Annotated in this window: 21 protein-coding genes; 8 read left to right on the top strand and 13 right to left on the bottom strand. The window is 44.9% G+C overall.

Features of this window, described 5'->3' with window-relative positions:
* The first annotated feature begins 159 nt into the window (after window positions 1-159).
* Window positions 160-435: a hypothetical protein gene (locus SCB77_RS22215; RefSeq protein ID WP_320184202.1), complete on the top strand. Its 276-nt coding sequence runs from the start codon at window positions 160-162 to the stop codon at window positions 433-435.
* Window positions 436-792: 357 nt separating this feature from the next.
* Here SCB77_RS22215 and SCB77_RS22210 read toward each other — a convergent pair whose 3' ends face one another.
* The 10 genes from SCB77_RS22210 to SCB77_RS22165 form a co-directional block, all read right to left on the bottom strand.
* Window positions 793-1,470 (bottom strand): hypothetical protein, encoded by a 678-nt coding sequence (locus SCB77_RS22210; protein WP_320184201.1) that lies wholly within the window; start codon window positions 1,468-1,470, stop codon window positions 793-795.
* A 24-nt stretch (window positions 1,471-1,494) separates the two neighbouring features.
* Window positions 1,495-1,665, bottom strand: coding sequence for a hypothetical protein (locus SCB77_RS22205; protein ID WP_320184200.1), 171 nt, complete (start codon window positions 1,663-1,665; stop codon window positions 1,495-1,497).
* Window positions 1,666-1,733: 68 nt separating this feature from the next.
* The gene (locus SCB77_RS22200) at window positions 1,734-3,164 is read right to left on the bottom strand and encodes a phytoene desaturase family protein (protein WP_320184199.1); all 1,431 of its coding nucleotides are present in this window, start codon (window positions 3,162-3,164) and stop codon (window positions 1,734-1,736) included.
* A 46-nt stretch (window positions 3,165-3,210) separates the two neighbouring features.
* Complete coding sequence (locus SCB77_RS22195; RefSeq protein ID WP_320184198.1) at window positions 3,211-3,369, bottom strand: hypothetical protein; 159 nt, start codon at window positions 3,367-3,369, stop codon at window positions 3,211-3,213.
* 55 nt (window positions 3,370-3,424) lie between these two features.
* Complete coding sequence (locus SCB77_RS22190) at window positions 3,425-4,078, bottom strand: hypothetical protein (RefSeq protein ID WP_320184197.1); 654 nt, start codon at window positions 4,076-4,078, stop codon at window positions 3,425-3,427.
* Window positions 4,079-4,089: 11 nt separating this feature from the next.
* Window positions 4,090-5,559, bottom strand: coding sequence for an MBL fold metallo-hydrolase (locus tag SCB77_RS22185; RefSeq protein WP_320184196.1), 1,470 nt, complete (start codon window positions 5,557-5,559; stop codon window positions 4,090-4,092).
* On the bottom strand, window positions 5,552-7,057 hold the full coding sequence (locus tag SCB77_RS22180; protein WP_320184195.1) for a hypothetical protein: 1,506 nt from the start codon (window positions 7,055-7,057) through the stop codon (window positions 5,552-5,554). The genes SCB77_RS22185 and SCB77_RS22180 overlap by 8 nt, the downstream gene beginning before the upstream one ends.
* A 22-nt stretch (window positions 7,058-7,079) precedes the next feature.
* Complete coding sequence (locus tag SCB77_RS22175) at window positions 7,080-8,423, bottom strand: beta-carotene 15,15'-monooxygenase (RefSeq protein WP_320184194.1); 1,344 nt, start codon at window positions 8,421-8,423, stop codon at window positions 7,080-7,082.
* A gap of 45 nt (window positions 8,424-8,468) precedes the next feature.
* Window positions 8,469-9,839, bottom strand: coding sequence for a RagB/SusD family nutrient uptake outer membrane protein (locus tag SCB77_RS22170; protein WP_320184193.1), 1,371 nt, complete (start codon window positions 9,837-9,839; stop codon window positions 8,469-8,471).
* 33 nt (window positions 9,840-9,872) lie between these two features.
* Window positions 9,873-12,926, bottom strand: a complete 3,054-nt coding sequence (locus SCB77_RS22165; RefSeq protein ID WP_320184192.1) for a SusC/RagA family TonB-linked outer membrane protein — start codon at window positions 12,924-12,926, stop codon at window positions 9,873-9,875.
* 434 nt (window positions 12,927-13,360) lie between these two features.
* On the opposite strand from SCB77_RS22165, the gene SCB77_RS22160 reads away from it, so the two are divergent.
* Entirely contained in the window at window positions 13,361-13,672 is a 312-nt protein-coding gene (locus tag SCB77_RS22160) for a hypothetical protein (RefSeq protein ID WP_320184191.1), read from the top strand.
* 228 nt (window positions 13,673-13,900) lie between these two features.
* Entirely contained in the window at window positions 13,901-14,638 is a 738-nt protein-coding gene (locus SCB77_RS22155; RefSeq protein ID WP_320184190.1) for a DUF6796 family protein, read from the top strand.
* A gap of 105 nt (window positions 14,639-14,743) precedes the next feature.
* Here the strand turns inward: SCB77_RS22155 and SCB77_RS22150 are convergent, their stop codons facing one another.
* Complete coding sequence (locus SCB77_RS22150; protein ID WP_320184189.1) at window positions 14,744-16,237, bottom strand: malate:quinone oxidoreductase; 1,494 nt, start codon at window positions 16,235-16,237, stop codon at window positions 14,744-14,746.
* Window positions 16,238-16,472: 235 nt separating this feature from the next.
* On the opposite strand from SCB77_RS22150, the gene fabG reads away from it, so the two are divergent.
* The 5 genes from fabG (at window position 16,473) to SCB77_RS22125 (ending at window position 21,320) form a co-directional block, all read left to right on the top strand.
* Window positions 16,473-17,216 carry a 3-oxoacyl-[acyl-carrier-protein] reductase gene (fabG, locus tag SCB77_RS22145; RefSeq protein WP_320184188.1) on the top strand — a complete coding sequence of 248 codons (744 nt, stop codon included), beginning with the start codon at window positions 16,473-16,475 and terminating at the stop codon, window positions 17,214-17,216.
* A 191-nt stretch (window positions 17,217-17,407) separates the two neighbouring features.
* Window positions 17,408-18,382 carry a LuxE/PaaK family acyltransferase gene (locus tag SCB77_RS22140; RefSeq protein WP_320184187.1) on the top strand — a complete coding sequence of 325 codons (975 nt, stop codon included), beginning with the start codon at window positions 17,408-17,410 and terminating at the stop codon, window positions 18,380-18,382.
* Window positions 18,383-18,509: 127 nt separating this feature from the next.
* Window positions 18,510-19,052 carry a C40 family peptidase gene (locus SCB77_RS22135; RefSeq protein WP_320184186.1) on the top strand — a complete coding sequence of 181 codons (543 nt, stop codon included), beginning with the start codon at window positions 18,510-18,512 and terminating at the stop codon, window positions 19,050-19,052.
* Window positions 19,053-19,200: 148 nt separating this feature from the next.
* Entirely contained in the window at window positions 19,201-20,223 is a 1,023-nt protein-coding gene (locus SCB77_RS22130) for an LLM class flavin-dependent oxidoreductase (protein WP_320184185.1), read from the top strand.
* Window positions 20,224-20,237: 14 nt separating this feature from the next.
* Window positions 20,238-21,320 carry an NAD(P)-binding domain-containing protein gene (locus tag SCB77_RS22125; protein WP_320184184.1) on the top strand — a complete coding sequence of 361 codons (1,083 nt, stop codon included), beginning with the start codon at window positions 20,238-20,240 and terminating at the stop codon, window positions 21,318-21,320.
* 101 nt (window positions 21,321-21,421) lie between these two features.
* On the opposite strand, the gene budA is transcribed toward SCB77_RS22125, so the two are convergent.
* Both budA and SCB77_RS22115 read right to left on the bottom strand, forming a co-directional pair.
* Window positions 21,422-23,029, bottom strand: coding sequence for an acetolactate decarboxylase (gene budA, locus SCB77_RS22120; RefSeq protein WP_320184183.1), 1,608 nt, complete (start codon window positions 23,027-23,029; stop codon window positions 21,422-21,424).
* 23 nt (window positions 23,030-23,052) lie between these two features.
* Complete coding sequence (locus SCB77_RS22115; RefSeq protein WP_320184182.1) at window positions 23,053-24,054, bottom strand: aldo/keto reductase; 1,002 nt, start codon at window positions 24,052-24,054, stop codon at window positions 23,053-23,055.

Raw genomic sequence — 24,054 nt, 5'->3', positions numbered from 1 at the left:
ATTAACGTGAAAATTTATCTGCTAACCATTTCTGGCGAAACTGTTACTCCAAGGAGATAACATGCCTCCTCTAGAGCACAGCAGATGGCGAAATCCAATAAAATTACCAAACGATACAGAATGGGTATAATTGTTGTAAAAACAATAATAAAGAGTTTGATGGAGCGGAAAGATTTAAGGAAAACCGGTGAGCCGATATTGACAACAAAAACAATACAAGGCCTATATAGTGCTTCTTACTACTTGGTCAAGCATCAGGATAAGATCGTTGGTGTCGGCCTTTTTCACAACGGAAATGAAGATTGCACGTTGGCGCTCATTGAAAATAAAAAAGGCGAGAAGCTCATGTTGGGTCATTTTGCAGAAGGCTATCCTGTACCGGATCAAGAGTTTTTCGAACTAAACAAAATCTACGACTGGGCCTTTGGGAAATAGAAAGACTTGGCGGCTTGCAAAAGATACCATCCAGCTCGCCGGTGTTGGCGATTGAAATAATAAAAAAGCGGCTCTGCCCCACGAAACAGAACCGCGATCATCGTAAAGTTTAGTCAACCAAAACACTGCTTACGAGACGTTACAAAGGTCTGCATTCTACCTTTCACATCCTACAACCTGAGGTTGTAATTAACAACTGTTTTTTGTCTTCAAACAATTTCTTCAACACTCATCTACCTGCCGCTATCGCCTAGCTTTAAACAGCAAAAAAAGCAAAAAAGAGAGAGCCGATCGTTCAATGCGATCGGCTCTCCCTGTATACATTTTGATCAAGCTATTGATCTTCATTTGCTAAACCTAGGCGATTTCCGTGTCTTTAATCCCAACACTTCTGTAGCTAACTAGCTGTCTAGTTACAAAAGATGTTGACGGAATAGGCGCTACTTCGTTCACATAAGATTCCTCTGCTGGGATATATGCAACAACTGCAGAGTCTGCACTACCTACTAAAGTGGAGTCTGTTGTAAAGGCATAGGCCGTTGAGTCTATACTATCTGCAAACACAGAGTCGGTCGTAAAGGCATAAGCCGCCGAGTCTACACTATCTGCGAATACAGAGTCTGTAGAAAAGGCGTAAGCCGCCGAGTCTACACTATCTGCGAATACAGAGTCGGTAGTAAAGGCATACGCTGCCGAGTCTACACTATCTGCTAACAAAGAGTCGGTAGTAAAGGCGTAAGCCGCCGAGTCTGCACTATCTGCAAAAACAGAGTCAGTAGTAAAGGCATACGCTGCCGAGTCTACACGATCTGCAAATACAGAGTCAGTAGTAAAGGCATAAGCCGCCGAGTCTACACTATCTGCTAACATAGAATCTACCTTATTTACAAATAATGCTGAGTCAGCATTGTTTGCAACAGAAGCCGAATCCTTTAATTCAGCATAATTTGAACCAAACTGATTTACGTTACCAGCAGTGGCTAGCAATCCTGCACCTACTGCAAGTACGAGGTTGAAGGCGATTAATTTTTTCATGACATTTTATATTTAATAAAACCATTAATTATTAACACTTATAAAACGTCCGAGATCAAATTTTAGTTCACGAATTGTAACAAACTTGTTGTTAATTTTTGTTAAATAGCCCAAAAGGAGCTTTAAACGAACTTTTAAATTAGTTACTTCAACAACAATCAACGCTATACGAGCAGCAAAGTCTGATGATTTCATCCATCACTTTTTAATTTATCAGTTCAAAACTAACGATCCACCAATATCGCGGAAAAGTAATCAGCAATTTATGCAATACGCGTATTAAAATGATCTAGCAATGCCGTCTTTGCAGCATGATATCCCGACATGCCGTGCACGCCACCTCCAGGTGGTGTCGACGAGGAGCAAATATAGACCTCCCTGTTCGATGTACGATATGGCGTAAGGGACAGCGTAGGTCGTGTATAAAGTTGAAAAATATCCATAATACCACCGTTGATGTCACCTCCGACATAATTGGGGTTGTAACCCTCCATTTCTACAGCCGAAAACTTGTGCCTAGCGAGGATCGTGTCACGAAAACCTGGCGCAAAACGCTCTACCTGTTGCTCTATCGCTTCGGTGTAATCTTCAGTTGAACCATTAGGCACGTGACAATATGCCCAAGCGGTATGTTGACCCGCTGGTGCCCGCGTATCGTCAAAAGCGCTTGGCTGCGTGAAGAGCACGAAAGGCTTTTCTACCCGCTGTCCTCCATGGGCGGCGCGTTCGGCTGCCGCAATTTCCGCAAAAGTATTTCCTAGGTGTACGGTTGCCGCTTCTTGGCATCGCTTGTCTGTAAAGGGCGTCTTTGCCGACAAAGCCCAATCCAGTTTAAATACGCCCATCCCATAGCGGTACTTCTGCAATTGTTTGCTGTAACGATCGGCAAACCCAAGCCCTTCAATCTTTAACAGCTGTGCCGGTGTCATGTCGAGTATCAGCACTTTATGATCAGGCAGTTCGCCTCGGTCGCGCAGCCAGTGGTTCAATTGAATCTTTCCGCCCAACGATTGGTAATAGCTTGCTAGCGCGTCGGCTATAGATTGTGATCCGCCAACGGGAACAGGCCAACCGTGTTTATTACCTACTGCCGCGAGTACCAAGGCTATGGCTGAGGTTGTCCAGTTGCTCAAGGGCTGTATGCCATGCGCGGCCAATCCTGCCCATAGCGCTTTTCCTTGTTCCGTACGAAATCGTCCAGCAGTCCAGCTAGCGGGCTGTAAGGCCTTAATACCGAACGAAGCCAATTGAAGAGGATTTGCGGGATACCGCAAAGGCCCCATAATTGTCGAAGATAAGCTCTCCCATCCATCCGCAACTTGCGCAACTAAATCACGGTATGCCTTAGCGTCGTGCCCCAGCCCATCGGCGGTTTCGGCAACACTGTTGTAAAGCATTGCGGCGGAACCATGGTCAAGCGGGTGTGCAGCAGCATAATGCGGCTTTACAAAGTGCAAGCCGTGTTCTGCAAGCGGCAGTGTCCGAAAGAAAGGCGAAGCAATGGCCATGGGATGTATAGCCGAACAGATGTCGTGTTTAAAGCCCGGCAAGGTAAGCTCTTTGGTGCGCATGCCTCCACCAACACTGTAACTGCCCTCTAGCAATAGTGTTGATAAACCTTGTTTTTGTAACGTTATCGCAGCCGCTAGGCCATTTGGTCCAGCCCCTATGATAATAGCGTCATATTTATCCATCTTTGTTCGTTTGCTGCTTAAGATATAATTGTGTCCTTAAGCAAAGTTAATCACAACCTGTGTTTGGCTGCGCGTCATCATCCGTAGCTGTGCTATCGCTGACCGTCTTGTCAGTCTGCTTTTTATCTTTACCGTTAGGACCGCAAGCAGCGAAAGTTGTTGTCAGTGCTAATGCTAAGAAAGCTAATTTACATAGTTTTTTCATGTTGTATACCATTTAATAAAGTGAAATTGATCTACCTCTCGGGGAATTACTTGTGTTACTTATCGTTTAAAAAATATTTTCTATACCGTTGCTTGAGCTCGTCCCGTTGTGCACTATCCAATTTTTGGGATGGATCTGTTTGTGAGCGCACCGTCGACACTACCTTGTATACCGCTTCGCCATTTTCGATGAACAGTACCGTTGGAGAAGATATGCGTTTAATGGAATCGACACCCAATGCGGTGTAAGGATTTAAGCTCGCATGAAACTTACTTAACAGTGCCTGATAGCCGGCGCTGCCTTCTTTCGTCGTGACAACATGGCCATCTTGCAACTCTTTCGTATCACGAATTGCGTAGATATTGACGTAATAGATGGCCGCCTGCTCCTCTTCGGCAAAGGATAACAAAGGTTCAATGGCATTTCTAAACCAAGGGCAACGCGGCCATCCGAAAAGAACAATTCCATTTTTTACGCTTAACACGTCATCTGCTGTGGCATAGATGATACGCGCACTGTCCGAAATGTGTACTTGCACCTTGCTGCTGTCGTTCAAACGTTCCAACTCTTGTTTAAAGCGTTTGCTATCATCTATCGATATCTGTACATCCCTATTTCTAACCGCATCTTTTGCTGACGATGTCGGTTGGCATGCGGACAGGCTCCACACTATCATAGCAGCCATGCTGCATAAAAATCCAATTTTCATATGATTATTACTTAATTTATATCGTTCGCTTTCTTATTTGAAGCACTGTAGCCTTTAATTTCCTCGCCTATGTCAATTACCTCTACCTCAGGTCTATATTTCTTGATGATACTGGATGCGATGGCCGAACGATAACCCGATGCACAGTGTACGGCGATTGGTTTATCCGTAGGAATGCGATCCAATGCCTGCGTTAAATCGGCAAGTGCAATATGTTTTGCTTGCTTGAAAACGGGATTAGATTCTACTTCGCTGGCGTTACGTACGTCTAAGATGTGATAGTCTTGCTGGTTTCTGTCAAAATTCTCTTTGTTAAATGCTGTCGAAGCCAGACCATCGCCTTCTTGGTAAATCATTACGCCCTGCACAAATCCCTCATAACCAATCTTTGCCAACTTAGCCAAGCGATCTCTTGCCTCGGATTCCTTATCGACTACTACAAAAAAGCCACGCTCGGGCTCGACCAGCGTACCAACCCAAGTTTCTGATTTAGCCCGTTCCGGTATGTTTATAGATCCTTTTAAATGACTGCCATGATACTGTTTAGATGGACGAGTATCAATAACGAGGCTTTTGGCCAGATCAATTTCCCTCGTTGTAACTGTTGGAATTGAGTCGAGTGCAGGCGATAAATCCGTGGCTCCTTTTTTATTGATCTCCACATCGAAGGGAAAGTAGGCCGGCACAATAGGCTGTTCGGCCAAGAGCAGCCTAACGAAATCATCCTCAGCACGTTTTTGAAAAGCCGTGTTATGTTGCTTCTCGTGACCAATCGTGCTCTGCTTCGCGTCGCTTAGGGCTGTTGCGCACAACGTACCCGCACCGTGTGCTGGATAAACGATTACGTCGTCATCCAGCAAGCTATATTTCGTAAACAGACTATGGTACATCTGTCGCGCGAGGTGATAACGCTGCGCAATGGCCTCACCTGAATACTCCCGTAAGTCCGGTCGGCCTACGCCGCCAAGCAACAGTGCATCACCAGAAAATACCGCGATGTCTTTGCCCGCTACCTGCAACACAATAGAGATGCTATCCGGAGAGTGTCCCGGTGTATTTAATGCGCGGAGAACAACATCGTTACTGATCTTGATAGTATCTCCATCGTCAAAACGCTCACTTGGGTAGCTAACCTTTGCCAACGCACTTACGTATATAGGTACATTCTTTTCTCGATGTATCTGTAGGTGACCACTCACAAAATCGGCGTGCGGATGGGTTTCTACTACACCTATAATGCGAGCACCGCGTGCTGAAGCGTAGGCGTAGTAAGGTTGCGGATCACGTGCCGGATCAATCAAAACAATTTTATTTTCTGCCTCTACAGCGTAGGAAAACTGTGCCAGTCCAGTGTCTTCGAATTGTTTGATCAGGTATTCCGATCCTTTTTTTTCTCGCCCTCCGGAGCAGGAAATCCCCTTTACACCCGTCGTAAGTGCTAGTGCAAAAAAGGAACGATGTATAAATATTCTTCTATTCATTGCTTGATTTTTCAGATATCGTTTGATAGTCATAGATATTATTCTTCATGTACCATTCCTCACCCGTCAGGTACTTGTCTGCCGTCCGATCTAATGTGATCAGCAACGTATTATTTTGTGCGTCCAATCCGCTAAGCACGATACGTTCCGCATGCGGACGCTCATAGATCCACTTCAATATCTTTAATCCATCGCCAACGGCTGTTCCGTAAAGTGCTTTTAATCCCACATCCAATTTTTTGTCTAACAGTTTTCGCTCTTCTTTACTGAACTCTTGATTCTTGTCTAGCAGGTAAAGGCTGTTTGTCGTAGAATCTATTTCATAGTAGAGGTAGCTCTTTCCTCCGGCTCTTCCAGTAAATTCATAGGTTTTCAACACGTCGTTTAGTGCTGGTGTGCCATTGCCCAAATTGATGGCATGTGGCTTATTTACTTTGTAGGCCAAGGTGGAATACCTTTCGAAATAAGCTTCGTGCCATCTGGACGAATCGTTCGGCGAATATGGAAGTGTTTCGCCATTGCGTACAAAGCTCGACACCTGATAGCGGCCCGCTGCATTTGCTAATCCTGGAATTACGGGCTCCTTCAGACGTCCTTCATTATAAAATCGGTCATACCTAAAATAGCCATATACAAATACGAAGAGCACGATAATAACAGCTTTCAACCCGAAGTAACCTGCGCGCAACCACGGGTATTTAAACTGCGGAACATAATATGTGGCAGTTACCGCTTCACGTTTGATGAACAACGTCCAAATAGCTGGCAGGTACTGTAACAACAGGAAAAGAGACAGGAGTACAAAGTAAGAACTGTACACATGTACCGCACCATCGTAGGCAATATTGGCATGACCAATATTAAACAGAACACCCGCATTGATTATTGCACCAATAGCTGTGGTCGGGCGGAAGAATAAAAGCGCTCCTGCGGCAATCTCCAAAAAGCCCAAAAATATTTCATACTTGTATGATACGCCAACAATTTGCCAATAGAGCTTAAAGGGCGCATATTCCCCGAAGTCCGTATTTAAATTAGCCAAAGAGGGAAAAGGCATCTGCATGGGAAAGAACTTGATAAAGCCAAAGGCAATGAGCCCGAAGGCAATGCGGTAGCGAACGAGCACGCGCAGCCAATAATAGAGTTGCTCATAGTTTGCGTGCTTGCTATTTCTTGCCAATATGGTCCATATGGCAGCGCCCAATAGAGCCAGTAAGCCCGTAAGCCACCAAGAGGCGTAGGATGCAAATCCCCATCGTCCACTTTCCGAATCGATACTAATCCATCCGCCAGCCCGCGCACCACCAGCCACCGTGGCCAAAAAATCATAAAGAGACTCCGGCGCAAAAAACTTCGCGTACCATTCGCCGTCCAAGGGGACGACCATCAGGGTAAAGAAAATAAAGACAAATCTAAATCCTACTTTTTCCCAATATTTCCAAGTGATGTTGTTATCATCCTCAACAGTTGTTGTGGCTATTGTATATGTAGTTTTCATAGCGAATGAGGATATTTAGTCATTAATAAATACGAATTGGTTTTCTCCGACCTTCTTTTAGAAGATATTTTTTATCTATCCGCTCCAGCCGGACGAAAAGGGAATCGCCAGCTTGTGTGGCGCCACGCAACAGCAAGGTGTCGGATCCAAGTTTGTTCAAGGAAAGTCGGAACGTCTTGGCACTGTCTATCTTTCCCACCAACCGCAAGCTAATAGTGGAATCCTTTTTGTTTTTCGAATGCTTGTATGTAAAAAAGTGTCGTCCAGCATTGCCGATGTATTCATAATTTCTACCTGTTGAGAAAGTGATGCGTGCTTTCGTACTATCTATCGCCGCAGGTCGATTGTCGCGGATGCTAACGGTATTCCACTTCTCAAATACCACATCTCTCCAGCGTATGGTGTCAACTAAGGAATAAGCGAGTGTATCTCCTTTCCAAACAAAGTCCTTGACATTATAAACCCCACTAATTCCAGCGATGCCGTTTTCCTTTGGAAACGGGTAATTTGAATCTTTCCATTCCAAGTAAGCCTGCACACTAAATACAGCAGCGATAAGTAGAACGAGTGCCTGCAGATAAGGGCGAATAAAGGCTACAGGTCGCGTAAATCTAGGCCAATATCCATCTGGATAAACTTGTGTTTTCCTGATGAGCAAGCCATAAAATCGGGGCCAATCGTAGGCAAAAATAACCAAAGCCATCAGAAACAGTAATGAACTATAAACCTGTTCACCGATATCATACACGTAATTCACCAATACAACATTCAAGAGCACAGCAAGCAAAAGTCCAGCGCCAATTACCGCGGTACGACGATTGAGCAGCAACAATCCACCCAAGATCTCCAGCGAGCCAATGACAGGTAGATAACCTGCCGTAGCAATTCCGTTGGTCAGGTAATAGAGTTTCCAAAGCAGGAAGTCACCATACTCTGTATGCAAGTCGCCTATCGTTGGTTCAGGGATCTGTAGAGGCAGCACTTTTACAATGCCGATAAATATAACAGCCAAGGCCAAGCGATAGCGCAAGAGTACCCGTAGCCAATAATAGAGTTCATCGGTATTCGTATGCCAACGTGTGGCAAAGAACTTACGAAGTCCGGTTAAAATCAAGGTAGCCGCCAAGAAAGCAATAAGCCAGTTATAGTAGCCGCGAACATCGGATCCGACATGGCTACTTTCTGGAATAAAGGAAGTTCTGTAGGTAGCGAGTTGGAACCAGTTTTCAAATGCGAAAAATGGACCATTGGATAAGGATTGAAATAGTTGTGTATCGTAAGGAATAGTTAAAATCAAAAAGAACAATAGGCCAAACTGTATAAGTAGGGCATTTTTTGATATTTTGGAATTGTGTAATTGACTCATTGCAGGTTGAATAATAACGATGTGATTAGTAAAAATTTAATGCTGTTAATCTAATCCTGGATTTTGTTCAAGATTGGGATCAATAGCGAGCTGTGAAAAAGGAATGGGCAGCAGCAGGCGGTCAGTAGAGTTGATAGCAAGTACAGCTTGTGCCCGCTGTGTCCGCAGCAGATCATACCACCGATGATTCTCTAACGCGAATTCGACTCTATTTTCTTGCTCAATAGCCGTTATCAGTTCGCTTTGCGTAGGTGTGGCTACAATTAAGGGCACATTAGATCTACTGCGTACAGCATTCAAATCGACCAAGGCATTTGCAAGATCATTCCCATTATTTCGCTGTGCCAGCGCTTCCGCCCGTATCAGATACAATTCCGCCGTGCGGATTAAAAAAGTTGGATCCGTCCGATCGATTCTATAGTAGAGGTTGCCAATGAGCACATTGGGCTCGGTAGCGGTCGATGTTTGGTAAACCAGGACTGACCGATCGCCACCGATCAGCGGATCTGTCAACAAGGTGTAGATAGCGGAAGAAGGACGAATCCATGCGGTTCCTCCGTTGACACTTGCGAGCCACTGTCCGGCTTGCCCGCTAGGATTGTTCACATCATAAAACAATTCAAATACTGACTCCTTGGTATTAGACGCATTATTTGCGTAAAATGAACGGTAAGGCTTAACCAGTTCGTAATTTGCTTGATCGCTGATAATGTAGGACGCGTATTTTGCGGCTTCGTCCCAGTTTTTTTGATAGAGGTAGTAACGTGCCAATAGCGCCCTTGCGGTAGCGCGCGTTGCGCGTATCCTATTTGTTGTTTCTGGAAGGAGTTCCTCCGCCTTCAGCAGATCCTGCAGTACCTGATCATAGGTTTCTTGTAGCGAACTTCGTTTTACATCCGCTAGCGTGCTTGCCGAGTTGGTAGGCTCTAAGATCAGCTGTACGCCACCCCAGGTTCTAGCTAAATCAAAGTAAGCCAAGGCACGTACAAAATGCGCTTCGCCTATCAATTGGTTTCGGTAGGCTTCGGTGAAGGAAGTGGTTAACGATAAGCTCGGTACTTTGGCGATAACATGGTTTGCACGGTTAATGGTATTGTAAATTTGGTTCCAAGCTGTCGCTAACACCGCTAGATCCGATTTTACCGTATGGTTGGTCAGCGTCTGATGTACCGTTTGACTGCCGCGATACACAATATTATCGGCAGAGAAGAAACCCAGTAGCTGAAAACTATATCCATAATAATCATTGGAGCGCAGTGCGCTGTATATACCGCGTACCGCGGTTTCGGCCGAGTTTTCGTCTACAATGGTTACTTTATCAGAAACGGAATCCTGAGGCTCTACTTCCAAAAAGGAAGAGCAACCAGCAAGAAATAGGATCAGTAGCGTGAATAAAAGAAAAGAAATATTTTTCATTTGCTATGCAATTAGATTTATCGTTCTGTTGTTCTACAAGGTTACATTTAACCCCAATTGAAACGTTTTTGGTTGGGGCGGGGTACCAAAAGAGCCAATCCCCTGCGCATTTGGATTACTGGTGACATTGGACTCCGGATCACCAGTGTACTTACTCCATAAAAATAGATTGGAGCCCACAAAGTAGATACGCGCGTTTGTCAGTCTAGCCTTTTGCACTAGTTCCTTCGGCAAGCGATAACCAAAAGATAGTTGTCTTAATTTCAAGAAGGATGCATCTTCGAGGTACCGGCTATTGGCATCAATCGTGTAATTTAGTCCAACCGAGGTGAGTCTCGGCACATCGGTTTCATCCCCTACTTCCTGCCACCGATTCAACACGTTAGTAAAAACACCTCCGCTACTTGGGTTGCGCTCACGGAAATACCGATATAGGTTAAGGGAATAGTTCCCATACTGAAAACTAAAATCTACCGCTAAGTCGAATTGTCGGTAAGAAAACGTGTTACCAATGCCACCATAGAATTTCGGGTAGGCATTTCTGAAAATTTTTCTTGCTGAAGTAGGTAACGAACCGTCATCCAGCTGTCCTTCGAATACCGCATTTCCGTTTGCAGGATCCACATACAGCTGTTCATATAGCCAAAAGGAATTTAGCGAGTAGCCTTCTTTCAAAATCACCCAGTCGCGCGTGTACTGTGTGATCTGCGTAGGCAGGTGCTCGATTCTGTTGGTATTTCCAGAAACGTTAATACTGGTATTCCAACTGAAGTTTTTATTCTTAATATTCGCAGTTTGTAACAAGATTTCATAGCCCCGGTTACTGATCTCGCCGACATTAGCCCAATAATTTGAGAAGCCTGATGATCCTTTAATGGGTTGCTCCAAGAGCAAATCGGAGGTGTATTTATGATACAAATCAACCGTAAGAGATACACGATTGTTGAATAGCGAGGCATCAAGCCCTAAATCGGCTTGCGCAGTTTTCTCCCAACGTAGGTTATCATTGCCCAATTGGTAGGGGCCTATTCCAGGTAAAGAACTGCCATGGATATCGGCATAACTCACATCGCCAGACCATAAGCCTCGCGCCGCGAAGTTACTGATCCCTGCTTGGTTTCCCGTTAGTCCGTAGGATGCGCGAATCTTTAGGTCATTCAGCCAGCTTGCCCCTGCTAAAAAGCGTTCTTGTCTCAATCTCCATCCCAGTGAAAATGCGGGAAAATATCCCCATCGGTTATTCGCCCCAAATTTCGAAGATCCATCTGCGCGAACGGTAGCCTCAGCGAAATAGCGGTCAGCATAGCTGTAGCCCAGCCGGCCAAAAAAAGACGAAATGGTATATTTTGTCCAGTTTTCTGTTCCTTTGATATTCGCAGCGGAGGAGATTAGCTTGTAGGAATCATTGGCAAACCCATTCCCCTCGAGGTAGCTATAGTCCAAGACATTGCTCTGTAAGGTATTGCCGATTAGGGCAGTTAGTTGATGTTCAGCGAACCTCTTTTGGTAGGTTAAAGTCTGTTCGTTGATCCAGGTGCTATTACGGGTGATGCCCGAGGTCGCTTGATTACCGTTGGCAATGCCAATGCTGGTCTTGCTATTCCAGTACTGCGACTCATCATACAGGTTGTAGTCCGCACTAAAATTAGACCTAAACTTAAGCCCATCCAAAATATCCACTTCCGCAAATACACTACCGACATAACGGAGGCTTGTGGTGTTCACATCGTAATTATCTACTAGCGTGTAGGTGTTATCGGTTCCATTCACTGCTCCATCTTCGGTAAATATGGGAATATTCGTCGCCGAAGATACTGCAGAATTAAATAAACTCACTTGCGGACCATCGCCCGTACGGGCTTGATTTCTATATGTTCTCGAAAAATTGTTGGTCAAGCCTATCTTAACGCGGTTGCTCAGTTGTTGGTCAAAGTTAAACTTAACATTAGCACGAGAAAAGTCAATAACCTTTATAAAAGCCTCTTGTCCGGTATAGCCGGCACCGATGTAATATCTTGATTTTTCGCCACCACCTTGAATACCTACGCTGTAATCTTGAAGTTTTCCTTTTCTTAGCAGGAAACCTAAGCGATCGTAGGTCTCTTGATCTTCGGGGTTTCCCTTTCCTCCTTCCGATACTGGACGAAAAGGCCTATTGGCGAATGTTTGATTTAACGAAGGGTTATCAAGTCCGGAGTTGATCCACCATTCATTTGCTAATGCTGCAGTTTCCGAGCCGGAAGCCAGTTGTGGCAACAATGATAGATTGGCCTCTGCCCATCCTCCTTGCACATTAACGTCAATCTTCGTTTTACTGCCATAGCTCCCCTTTTTCGTGGTAATGATAATCACGCCGTTTGCACCCCGAGATCCATAGATCGCCGTTGCGGAAGCATCCTTTAAGACCTCAATAGATTCTATATCCGCCGGGTTGATGTCGGTAAGCGGCGAACTCGTCCTACCACCCAATCCGATCGTTTGCAACGAAGTATTGTTAAGAAAAACACCATCCACGATGTACAACGGATCACTGCTGGAATTAATAGAGGTTGTTCCCCTGACCCGTAAAAATATACTCTCGCCCGGCACGCCCGAATTTGTGGTTACCTGCACGCCCGGCAATTTACCTTGCAACTGTGCATCAAAACTAGCTACCGGAATCTTGTTGACTTCCGCGGCATCAATTTTTGCTACTGAACCGGTCAGGTCGCGTCTTTTTTGCGTCCCGTAACCAACCACAACGACCTCCTCCAAATTTTCCAAGGTCGGTTGCAAGGATATTGTTATTTCAGCTTGGCTCGCGATAATCTTTTTGGATCGATAACCTATTGAAGACAACAACAACGTGAACGGTAATTTTTGACCAGTAACAAATTGGAAGTGCCCAGTTCCATCTGTCCTTACGCTATGCGTAACGCCTGCTAACTGAATGGAAACACCTTCTATGGGTTCCCCAGACAAGGAATCTACGACAATACCACGAAGTGTAGCATTGATAAGCGGAGTTGACTGTTGGGAAAATAAGGGCAATATAAAGCAATGTGACAAGACTATTGCCACGGAGTATATCCATACTCTATTTTTCATCTAAAAGGAGCTTAAAAGTAAATAACTACAAGTGCCAACGCCAATTAATACTTGTTTCTATATCTTAAATTGAAGCTAATGCTTCTGTAAATGCGATTAGCTACACATTCGCATTCGATGAAGACGGTGTTGTAAGATGATACCGATAACATGCTTTGCGGAAAAGCATAAATGAATAGAAGTGCTAGTGTTCATTGTCGTAATCATGTTTAATAAATAATGATTCAGATGGAGCTTTTAAGTCGATATCATATAGCGACAGCCTTCGCTCCTGGTTGATTGTTAAGTTGATAATACAAATATAGCAATTAAAACAATAAAGTCTACTAATCAAGTAGATTTAATTTCAAAATGGTAGATTTGTTGAAAATGGGCCGGTTAAAAAACAATATCAGCGAAATAAGGTCTTACTTAAACAACATCGCAAACAACATATGAACTTTGAACTTATACAATGTGAGGACCTGCAGCAGGCCATACAAATTCCCAATACAACTGACGATCACAAGGAGGAAACTTGGTTTGTAAAATTTGGCGAAGAAATGGTGGGCGTCGGACTCTTCCCAAAAGGAGGCTCGACCTGTGTATTGGCCATTGTCGGAGATAGTGAAGACCACAGAAAACTAATGGGCAATGTCGATGCACACGATCCAATTATTATAAAAGGTCTTAATATCGCCTATGAAGGTTACCTAAGATCTATTCTCGGCGACATCGTGATTGGCAATAAACAGGTTGATGAATAGCTGTTTCGAACAATATGTAATTTGAGGTATGGCGTCCAATAATATCGCTACAAAAATAAATCCATACTCCGTTTCGCGGACTTTTTAATCCCTTTTAGCGAGCCCCTCTAGTACTGCATCGCTGTATTTTTGTGTTGTGCTATCTTATTTATTCCCATTGCTTGGAATGTAATGCTAAGTAAAGGAAGAAATGAGGTCGGCACGTGCTTAAACACAAAAAATAAAACGATGAATTACAAAACAAAAATTAGATGGGCATTGCTTTCTGGCATCACTGCCGCCATTTGTTGGATTATTGGCGATATTTTCGTCGCTGGCTTTGAAGTAAATCCAGCTGATTATCCGTTGTTTTCGAAAACCTATGCAGACCTTGTAGATGTAGATCTAGCGGTGTTGATGCTAGAAGGCTCTTCGCAACGGCTGCTGTTCGGAGCCTTGATCGGAGCTATGACGGCCACTTTATTTTTGCCGGGTATCTGGCTCTCCTATCAATTTTTCAGAAATAGGTCGAGTTGGTATGCGCTATTTATCTACTTCTCCTTGATCCTTAGCGTAGTATTATCCCCACTGGGGCACGCGGTGTACTTTTACGTTGGCGAAATCCATAAGGCGATTTACCATACCGATGCGAGTGCACACCCCTACTTGTTGGAGGTAGCTTCCGCATTCACCAAATCGCTGTACATCTCGTGGGGAGTAGCCATTATCGTCATGTTCGCTAGTTGGCTTGCTTTTTCTATTCTTATTTTTGCTGGAAAAACATTTTTGCCAAAATGGGCTGGCCTACTAACGCCCTTCTTCTTGACCTTATACCAATTGCCGCTGCGCTACATTCTCCCATCGTCTGATCTGAAAGGCTATATCGGATCTGCAGGTTTCAATATTTCCTATTTGTTGTTTTTCGTAGTTATACAGTTTTTATTTATAAAACGTTTACCACAAGAAAAAACAGCCTACGCTAACTAAAGGCGACAACAATAAACACACAAAGGCCTTTTAATTGTTCTCCAAAAAAAAAAACCTATCGATTTCGTCGATAGGTTTTTTTTTGTTTTATCTATTTCATAGCGTTTAGCCCAACTTCAAAGCTGCCTGAGATCGTTCACGGACCTCTTCACAAAGCGCAGGGTCATCATTTAGTTTTTTGCCCCATGACGGAATCATTTCTCTCAATTTTTTGCGATATGCGTCGGATTTTGCACGCTCTGGGAAACATCTCTTTAACAAATTGATCATGATAGCGACTGATGTCGATGCGCCAGGAGATGCACCCAACAAAGCTGCGATAGATCCATCAGCTGCTGATACCACTTCGGTTCCAAATTCAAGGATGCCGCCGTGTTTGGGATCTTTCTTGATAACCTGTACGCGTTGTCCTGCTACTTCAATCCCCCAATCTTCCAACTTTGCCGTAGGCATAAACTGTTTCAAAGAGTCTAGTTTGTCAGATGGGCTCTTCATCACCTCCGTGATCAAGTATTTTGTCAAATCTAGGTTATCCAAGCCTGCAGAAATCATCGGGCGAATATTGGACAACTTGATCGATGCCGGCAAATCAAAATAGGATCCTTTCTTCAAAAACTTTGTCGAGAATCCAGCATAAGGTCCAAATAGAAGAGCTTGCTCCCCATCGATGTATCGTGTATCCAAGTGCGGAACCGACATCGGCGGAGCGCCGACAGATGCTTTACCATAAACCTTCGCATGGTGTTGTTTAATGATAGCTGGATTCTTACAGCGTAGCCACTGTCCACCAACCGGGAATCCGCCGTAACCTTTTGCTTCGGGAATTCCAGATTTTTCCAACAAGAGCAATGAGCGGCCGCCAGCACCGATAAAGACAAATTTAGCCTTAATCTTGCGTTTCTCACCGTTTTGTAGATCTTTAATCTCTACTTCCCATTTACCATCATCTTCGCGTTCTATATCGCGAACTTCCTGATTCAAGGAAAGTCGAATATTTTCTTTAGTTTGTAAATGTTGAATTAAATCTCGGGTCAGCGTTCCAAAATTAACATCGGTACCGATATCCATCCGGGTTGCAGCAATCTGCTCCTGCTCGTCCCTTTCTTCCATCATCAATGGTATCCACTCTTCCAGTTCTCGCTTGTCTTCGGTGTAGACCATTCCCTTGAAAAGGGTTTCTTTAGCCATCGCCTCATAACGGGTACGCAAGAATTTCACATCTTTCTCGCCAAATACGGCACTCATATGTGGCACTTGACGAATAAAGGCTGTTGGGTTTTTTAAAATGTCTTTTTCGACCAAGTAGGTCCAAAACTGTTTAGAAATTTCGAATTGTTCAGCAATATCGATTGCCTTCGCAATCTTCACACTGCCATCAGGTTGTTCCGGTGTGTAGTTCAATTCGCATAACGCAGAATGACCCGTACCGGCATTATTCCAAGCATCTGAGCTTTCCGCGGCAACAAGATCCAAGCGTTCAATAATCTCGATATTGATGTCCGGACTCAATTCGTTGATTAACGTACCTAATGTTGCGCTCATAATTCCCGCACCAATCAGTACGACATCGACTTCAGATTTTTTAGTCTTTTTACCCATGATTTTAAAATTCCGTACAAAATTAACATTCGAATCGGTTTTAACGCAATGAAAATGTCAAAATTCTCTCATTATTACTATCATTTTTTCAACATCTGCAACCGGTTGAAAGCTGAGTCAATCCTTATTAATTCACTAGAAAACAGGTTTTAAGGGCTTTGCTGAAAATAAATTGTGATAATTTCTAAATATTTAACATTTTTGTGGATTAGTTTAAAAGGAAACTCGTAATAAAATGAAATTATTAGAAGGCAAAACAGCTCTGGTTACTGGAGCGTCCAAAGGCATCGGTAGAAAAATCGCAGAAGTTTTTGCGCAGCATGGAGCAAACGTTGCTTTTACCTACCTATCTTCTGTAGAGAAAGGGCAAGCTTTAGAGGCCGAGCTTCAAGCATTTGGCACTAAAGTGAAAGGCTTCCGTTCCGATGCTTCACAATTTGTCGAAGCAGAAAAACTTATCGAAGACATTGTTGCTGAATTTGGTACGATCGACGTGGTTGTCAATAATGCGGGTATCACCAAAGATGGTTTATTGATGCGCATGACCGAGGAGAACTGGGACGATGTCATCAATGTAAATTTGAAATCCGTCTTCAATGTTACGAAAGCAGCATCAAAAGTGATGATGAAAAACCGTAAGGGCTCATTCATCAACATGAGTTCTGTTGTGGGTGTTCAAGGTAATGCCGGACAGGCAAATTATGCTGCGTCCAAGGCTGGTATCATTGGTTTTACGAAGTCGGTAGCAAAAGAGCTTGGCTCGCGCAATATCCGCAGTAACGTCGTTGCACCTGGATTTATCCGTACAGAGATGACAGAGGTTCTTGACCCTAAAGTTGTTGCCGGTTGGGAAGCAAATATACCGTTGAAGCGTGCCGGAGAAGCAGAAGATGTGGCCAATGCCTGTCTATTTCTAGCTTCCGATTTATCCGCTTATGTTACTGGTCAAGTTATTCCTGTTGATGGCGGTATGCTGTAAGCAATCGCAAAAGGACTTTATATAAACACACAAAAAGCATGCTTCCGATAGTTCCTCGGAAGCATGCTTTTTTTTACCCCTACTTCTCAGCATGGTAAGCGACATTCATCGATCTTCCGCTTCTTAAGCGGATCCAATTTTGACAAAAGGAAAACGTAAAATTGCCTTATCTTTGTTCCGTAATCAAGATCATGAAGAAGACGATTTTTGCCATTAACAACGAACAGGAATTTAACGAAGCGGCCTTATCGGTATTCAAATTTCAATATGCAAACAACCGTATTTACAAGCGGTATGTTGATCATTTAGGCAGCAAGCCTGCTTTAATCAATCATTATGCTGAGATCCCCTTTCTTCCCATAGAACTCTTTAAGAGCCAGTACATTTATGCTTCTTCAAGTAATCCAGCGATCGAGTTCAGTAGCTCGGGAACAACGGGCATGGTGACAAGTAAGCATCCTGTTGCTGATCTATCTTGGTACACGCAAAGCTTCCGTCAATGCTTTCAACAGTTTTATGGACCGGCCGAGGATATGGCAATTTTGGCGCTCTTACCTTCCTATCTCGAACGTGATGGCTCCTCCTTGATTTATATGGTTGATGATCTTATTCAGCAAAGTAACCATCCTGCCTCGGGCTACTTTTTGTACAACCACGACGAGCTATTCACAACGTTAAAAACACTGCAGGCTTCCGGCACAAAAACCTTACTCATCGGTGTCACCTATGCCTTGCTGGATTTCTGTGAGAAATACCGGATGCATTTTCCGGAACTCACCGTAATGGAAACTGGTGGCATGAAAGGAAAACGCAAGGAGATGGTTCGTGGGGAGCTGCATACGATTCTCTCGGAAGCATTTGGCGTAGCACACATACATTCGGAATATGGTATGACCGAACTACTCTCTCAAGGCTATTCCAAAGGTGATGGTCTATTTGGCACTCCAGCTTGGATGAAAATTTTAATCCGAGATACCAACGACCCATTAAGCTTGATTCAAGAAGGTCGTACCGGAGCGATTAATGTGATTGATCTAGCGAATTACTATTCTTGTTCATTTATTGCCACGCAGGATTTAGGCAAGATTCAGGACAACGGATATTTCGAAATTTTGGGCCGATTTGACAATAGCGATATCCGTGGATGTAACTTACTGGTCCAGTAGTACCAGCGTTCACATGATCAGAAATCTCATGCCCGCAGCCCCACATGAACTGCTGATTAGTTGAAAATTAATAACTTGCAGAAAGCTAAACTTTCAGGAAGCTTGTTTTTTTGTTACCTTTGCTTTTATGCTAGTAAAGAAATGCATAAGAACTGCTGGGCTCGCATCCCTACTTTTCATCTGTATGCCTGCCATTACTGCGGTATCGAACATTGTTGTTTACAACAATATCGAGGCTAACGTCAAGCTCGGTATCGCTACGACCTCCGATAATTCGCCTGCAGCGGAAATTATCTCCTTTGCCAAAAAATTTATTGGCGTACAATACCGATATGGAGCCAGCAGCCCTACCAAAGGATTTGATTGCTCTGGCTACGTTTACTATGTTTTTAAAAAATTTAACATCAATCTGCCGCGCAGTTCATCCGCGATCGGCCAAGCTGGTGAGCAGATAGCCTTGAGCGCAGCAAAAGCTGGCGACATCATCCTCTTTACTGGCACCAATCCTTCAAAAAGGACAATTGGACATGTCGGCATCGTGCTGTCTAACGATAGCAATACAGGGTTACGTTTTATACACGCCAGCTCTGGGAAAGCACAAGCCGTTACCGAAACCCCATTGGAAGGTAGCTACAAAAGAAGGTTCATGAAAGTGATTCGTGTACTTTAACAAAATTTCCAACCCCTACTCCCTTGGACTAGCTTGTTTGCAGCCTGCCCACCCCGCCTGCCTGATATTGACAGCAAACGGACAATAGGTATATGTTCTTGAACCGTAGATTGCGTATATTTGCTAAACGTTCATCCCTAACGGAATCATGAAAAAAATTGGTTTTTTATCCTTCGGACATTGGTCTGATCATCCCGCATACCAAGCGCGTTCTGCTGCAGACACCTTGCTTCAATCCATTGATCTTGCTGTCGCCGCTGAAGAAATTGGCCTTGACGGTGCTTATTTCCGCGTGCATCATTTTGCAAAGCAACTGGCTTCTCCTTTTCCGCTGTTATCTGCTATCGGTGCGAAGACATCATCTATCGAAATCGGCACGGGCGTTATTGACATGCGCTACGAAAATCCGATGTACATGGTCGAAGACGCGGGGGCCGCAGATCTTATTTCCGGCGGGCGCTTGCAATTGGGTATCAGCAGAGGATCGCCCGAGCAAGTGATCGACGGATGGCGTTACTTTGATTATGATCTGCAGGCAGGCGAAACAGACGCAGACATGGGCCGAAGAAAAGCGTTGGACTTTTTAAAAAGACTCGATGGTGTAGGATTTGCCGAACCAAATCCTTATCCTATGTTTCCTAATCCGCCCGGTCTGCTGCGCTTGGAGCCTCATGCTGAAGGTCTAAGGGAGCGTATCTGGTGGGGCGCAGCCTCAGATGCTACCGCGGTATGGGCCGCCCAGCAGGGCATGTATCTACAAAGTTCTACCCTAAAGTATGACGAAAGTGGTAAACCCTTCCATATACAACAGGCAGAGCAGATTAGACATTACAGAGAAGCTTGGAAAGCTGCCGGACATACCCGAGAGCCACGTGTATCCGTAAGCCGGTCGATATTTGCATTAGTGAATGATCAAGACCGCTATTACTTTGGCCAACAGATGGAAAGCACAGACAAAATAGGCATGATTGAAGCCGACAAACGTGCTATTTTTGGCAAGAGCTATGCCGCAGAACCGGATAAGTTGATCAAAGAGCTAGCACAAGATGAAGCTATTCAAGAAGCTGACACACTTTTGCTGACCATTCCAAACACCTTGGGCGTAGATTACAATGTACATGTGTTGTCTAGTATTTTGAAACACGTGGCTCCTGCTTTAGGCTGGCGTTGATGTAGACAGATACCATGATCAACAACATTCGCTTTAAAACTAAGATCATCGTGATTGGAGCCGGCCAAGCCGGTCTTTCTGCTGCCTACCACTTGAAACGAGCTGGCATGAAAATCGGACCTGACTTCATTATCCTTGATGATGCGCCATCAGCAGGGGGAGCGTGGCAATTTCGATGGCCCTCGTTAACCCTAAGCACAGTCAACAAGATACATAATCTGCCCGGCATGTCTTTTCAAGAGACCCTAGCGTCCAATGAAGACACCGTGCAGGCTAACATTGCCGTTCCGCACTATTTTGATCGCTACGAAAAGAAGTTTGGCCTTGATGTCTTTCGTCCACAGCGAGTGGAGCAGGTAAGCCTCCATCTTAATCGATTTCATGTCAATACAAACACGAGCCGCTTTTCTGCGATGGGCATCATCAATGGAACTGGTACTTGGCAGAATCCTTATATTCCCATCTATCCGGGTGCCGATCTCTTTCAGGGCGAACAACTGCATACGAAAGATTTTAAACAGGCGGCAGATTTTCGCGGTAAACATGTTGTTATTATCGGTGGCGGCATCTCCGCTATACAATTATTGGATCAGATCTCGCAGGTTACACGCACCACTTGGGTAACTAGACGTCCACCGGTCTTTAATGAAGGGCCATTTGATGACGCTGCCGGCCATAATGCCGTGGCCTTGGTTGAAGATCGCGTACGCAACGGCTTACCTCCTTTGTCAGTGGTCTCCGTCACGGGGCTACCCTACTCTCCCGAAGTGCAAGATATGGAGCAGCGCGGTGTCTTAAAAAGATTACCTATGTTTTCGGAGATCACTAAAAATGGGATAAAATGGCCCGATGGAAAAGAACTAGAAGCGGACTGTCTACTTTGGAATACAGGCTTTAAAAGCTCCCTACAGCACCTTGATGCGGTGCTACCCAAGGAGACAACAGGTGGTATTCGTATGGCTGGAAGATTAGCTACTATGGTGGAAAAAGAGCCGCGCATTCATCTTGTGGGTTACGGGCCATCCGCTTCAACAATCGGCGCCAACCGTGCGGGTGCGGCAGCAGCTTCAGAACTGCGTCGTACCTTAGGGCTTTGAAAAAAATCCCCATATACGTTAACAAATAGCAAGACAATTATTCAGGCATTCACCTGCCAATCCTACATAACTACAAGTATCCAACATACTAGCTAGCAAAATTATCTTCCCTGTTCCACGCGCTTCAAGTCTTCATGAACCCGCTCCTTGAACTGGAAGTTTTCGAAATCCGCGTCAATCGGCAGGTCCAGCTCCATACGTTTTAAATAGGCTATTTCGATGTAAAGGTTTTCCCCCGAGAGATCAAGGATATGTCCGCCCTGTGTTTTATCAGCAGACAGATAATGTAGGTGAAAACCACCCACATTTATGCCGCTGAGGTATTCCGGCAAATAGTAGCCGACGCAGGCTCCCGTAGTGTACTGATGCTCGAAAAAACGCTGCCGATCCATGATCGTCGTCAGCGCAGGAAAAGGGGCCGCAGTTACCGGAGGGAATGCCCGGGTTTTTACCCATTCAAACTTTCCGCTGACCTTGATGACATAGAGGGCACTTTTTTTATGAGGTAGCCGCTCCGCTATATACGCCAATAAGTCCTTTTGTTCCATCCTGCCATCGATATGGAATACGGTGTCTGCGTGGAAAAAAGTGGCAGCAGCGAAAGAAGTCTTATGTTCTCGATCCAGTACACTTGTTGCCCCACTGGCAATGGTTTGGTAGGCCTTTCCATCCAGCATCGTCAGCTCACCATCCAGCATATCAGGCGCACCGAGGCCAAAATCGCCTTTTAGCAGCAGCTCATGCACCGGTAAGGTACCCCGGTAAAGTCCACCAATAAAGGCATCAATTACTCCGTAGTTGTACAGTATATTGGCGCGCTCATGCACCGGTTTAAATACTTCTGTTACCGAGTGGATAAGCACTTTGTTTTGGAACATATGCGGCATCCATAATTTTTTCGTAGCCTGATCGTAATAAATATCAGCTACACTTTCCTCCACAAACTGGAATGCTGCTCGTTGAGTTTCTAGGTCGTAGGTCCATAGTTTCCCAAATCCTTTCAGCGGAAAGCTTACCCAATCAGAAATCAGCAAATGCGTATCATCAGTAAAAGCAATGCCGTCAAAAAAACCGTGGGCGATGTTAGGCAACTCCTTAAAGCGGGACCCCGCCGATTTGACATAGATACTACCCGCGCCATATGGGATACCGTTGCTGCTCACCACCAATTGTCCGGTAGACCGGTTATAGGCAATACCATTTGCTGTAGGTATATTCCCCATCAGCTCCAATTGCTTCGATTCAGTATTGATCTTATAAATATTGCCCGAAGCAGTCTCCGTAACCGCTATAAATCCGGTTTCCAGACCACAGATATCATTTAGCATGCTGGCTTCGGGAATGCGCAGTTCAAAAACGGTTTCGCGGCTAGCGATATCAAAGCCTACGATACGATCGAGGTCGGCCACATAGAGTATGTTACCAGCGATATGCATACCCTTGGGCGCGTTCAGCACACCCTCTTTGGGAAGAAATTGCCGTTCCATCACCTTTCCGTCTTCTGACAATAAACTGATGAAACCATCCCCATCCTTAGCAAAGACGTCCTGCCCCTGGTTGGATACAAAAAAGCGATTCCCATCCGAAGTAACCGATTCAGGCATAGAGAATCCGTGAATGATTTGTTGCAGATAAGCAGTATTTCCGGCCAACAGTAAAAACAGAAAGCCATAATGTACCAAATCCCATTTTTTTCTATGATTGACCATCTCTAACCTCTTTTAATTACGGATTAACGATTCACCAGCTTCAGTGCACCCTCACTGTAGCGGGCACCAACATGCGGATATTTAGCGACGACCACTTCAATAGCAGCCAGCTCCTCGGCAGATAATTTGAGCGCAACCGCCTGCGCATTTTCCAACAGGTACTTTCTTTTCTTCGTGCCCGGGATAGGGATCAGGTCCTGTCCCTGCGCCAATACCCAGGCCAAAGCCAGCTGCGCAGGCGTGCAGGCCTTTTCTGCAGCGATCGCAGCAAATTCTGTCACAAGATTTCGGTTGTTCTCCGCAAAAGCGGCCTGGTAACGGGGCAGATTCTTCCGGAAATCGCCTTCAGAAAAGTCGGCCACCTGCTGGGTATTGGTCACCAGTCCTCTTGCCAGCGGCGAATAAGGCACCAGGCTGATGCCCAGCTCACGTATCGTTTGTAATATTTCGCCCTCCACGTCGCGGGTAAGCAGCGAATACTCACTTTGCAGCGCTGCTATAGGATGCACGGCATGTGCTTTTCGGATGGATGCCGCCGAAGCCTCGCTCAGGCCGAGATAGCGTACTTTACCGGCTTGCACCAGATCAGCCATCGCCCCTACCATATCCTCCACCGGAATCTCCGGATCAATACGATGAGCATAATATAGGTCGATGACCTCAATATTTAATCTTTTCAAACTTTTCTCCACCGCTTGTTTTACATATTTGGGCGAGCCGTCAAAATAGGTACCGGGGCTACCACTTACCCCTGCGGTTCCCTCCTTGAATCGAAAACCGAATTTAGTGGCAATAAACAGTTTATCCCTGTTAGGCACGAGCACCTTTGCGATCAGCGATTCATTTGCGCCATCGCCATACATGTCGGCGGTATCCCAAAAGTTGATCCCCAAATCCAAAGCTTGGTGCAAGGTAGCGATGCTCTCTTTATCATCCGTCGGGCCATAGGCAAAACTCATGCCCATACAGCCCAGGCCAAGCGCGGAGACTTGTTCCCCGGTAGTTCCTAACGTCCTGTATTTCAT

Origin of the sequence: Sphingobacterium bambusae (assembly GCF_033955345.1) — a bacterium.
GTDB classification, from domain to species: Bacteria; Bacteroidota; Bacteroidia; order Sphingobacteriales; family Sphingobacteriaceae; genus Sphingobacterium; species Sphingobacterium bambusae.
Note: the sequence above shows the minus strand (reverse complement) of the source record. Positions and strands in the feature narration are given on the sequence as shown.

Excerpts from the sequence above, each read along its gene's own strand:
- SCB77_RS22160 (WP_320184191.1), top strand. The coding sequence starts at position 13,361 with ATGAACTTTGAACTTATACAATGTGAGGACCTGCAGCAGGCCATACAA.
- SCB77_RS22170 (WP_320184193.1), bottom strand. The coding sequence starts at position 9,839 with ATGAAAAATATTTCTTTTCTTTTATTCACGCTACTGATCCTATTTCTT.
- SCB77_RS22195 (WP_320184198.1), bottom strand. The coding sequence starts at position 3,369 with ATGAAAAAACTATGTAAATTAGCTTTCTTAGCATTAGCACTGACAACA.
- SCB77_RS22130 (WP_320184185.1), top strand. The coding sequence starts at position 19,201 with ATGAAAAAAATTGGTTTTTTATCCTTCGGACATTGGTCTGATCATCCC.
- SCB77_RS22190 (WP_320184197.1), bottom strand. The coding sequence starts at position 4,078 with ATGAAAATTGGATTTTTATGCAGCATGGCTGCTATGATAGTGTGGAGC.
- SCB77_RS22135 (WP_320184186.1), top strand. The coding sequence starts at position 18,510 with ATGCTAGTAAAGAAATGCATAAGAACTGCTGGGCTCGCATCCCTACTT.
- SCB77_RS22200 (WP_320184199.1), bottom strand. The coding sequence starts at position 3,164 with ATGGATAAATATGACGCTATTATCATAGGGGCTGGACCAAATGGCCTA.
- SCB77_RS22215 (WP_320184202.1), top strand. The coding sequence starts at position 160 with ATGGAGCGGAAAGATTTAAGGAAAACCGGTGAGCCGATATTGACAACA.
- SCB77_RS22180 (WP_320184195.1), bottom strand. The coding sequence starts at position 7,057 with ATGAAAACTACATATACAATAGCCACAACAACTGTTGAGGATGATAAC.
- SCB77_RS22165 (WP_320184192.1), bottom strand. The coding sequence starts at position 12,926 with ATGAAAAATAGAGTATGGATATACTCCGTGGCAATAGTCTTGTCACAT.
- SCB77_RS22115 (WP_320184182.1), bottom strand. The coding sequence starts at position 24,054 with ATGAAATACAGGACGTTAGGAACTACCGGGGAACAAGTCTCCGCGCTT.
- budA (WP_320184183.1), bottom strand. The coding sequence starts at position 23,029 with ATGGTCAATCATAGAAAAAAATGGGATTTGGTACATTATGGCTTTCTG.
- fabG (WP_320184188.1), top strand. The coding sequence starts at position 16,473 with ATGAAATTATTAGAAGGCAAAACAGCTCTGGTTACTGGAGCGTCCAAA.
- SCB77_RS22155 (WP_320184190.1), top strand. The coding sequence starts at position 13,901 with ATGAATTACAAAACAAAAATTAGATGGGCATTGCTTTCTGGCATCACT.
- SCB77_RS22205 (WP_320184200.1), bottom strand. The coding sequence starts at position 1,665 with ATGAAATCATCAGACTTTGCTGCTCGTATAGCGTTGATTGTTGTTGAA.
- SCB77_RS22175 (WP_320184194.1), bottom strand. The coding sequence starts at position 8,423 with ATGAGTCAATTACACAATTCCAAAATATCAAAAAATGCCCTACTTATA.
- SCB77_RS22150 (WP_320184189.1), bottom strand. The coding sequence starts at position 16,237 with ATGGGTAAAAAGACTAAAAAATCTGAAGTCGATGTCGTACTGATTGGT.
- SCB77_RS22140 (WP_320184187.1), top strand. The coding sequence starts at position 17,408 with ATGAAGAAGACGATTTTTGCCATTAACAACGAACAGGAATTTAACGAA.
- SCB77_RS22185 (WP_320184196.1), bottom strand. The coding sequence starts at position 5,559 with ATGAATAGAAGAATATTTATACATCGTTCCTTTTTTGCACTAGCACTT.
- SCB77_RS22210 (WP_320184201.1), bottom strand. The coding sequence starts at position 1,470 with ATGAAAAAATTAATCGCCTTCAACCTCGTACTTGCAGTAGGTGCAGGA.
- SCB77_RS22125 (WP_320184184.1), top strand. The coding sequence starts at position 20,238 with ATGATCAACAACATTCGCTTTAAAACTAAGATCATCGTGATTGGAGCC.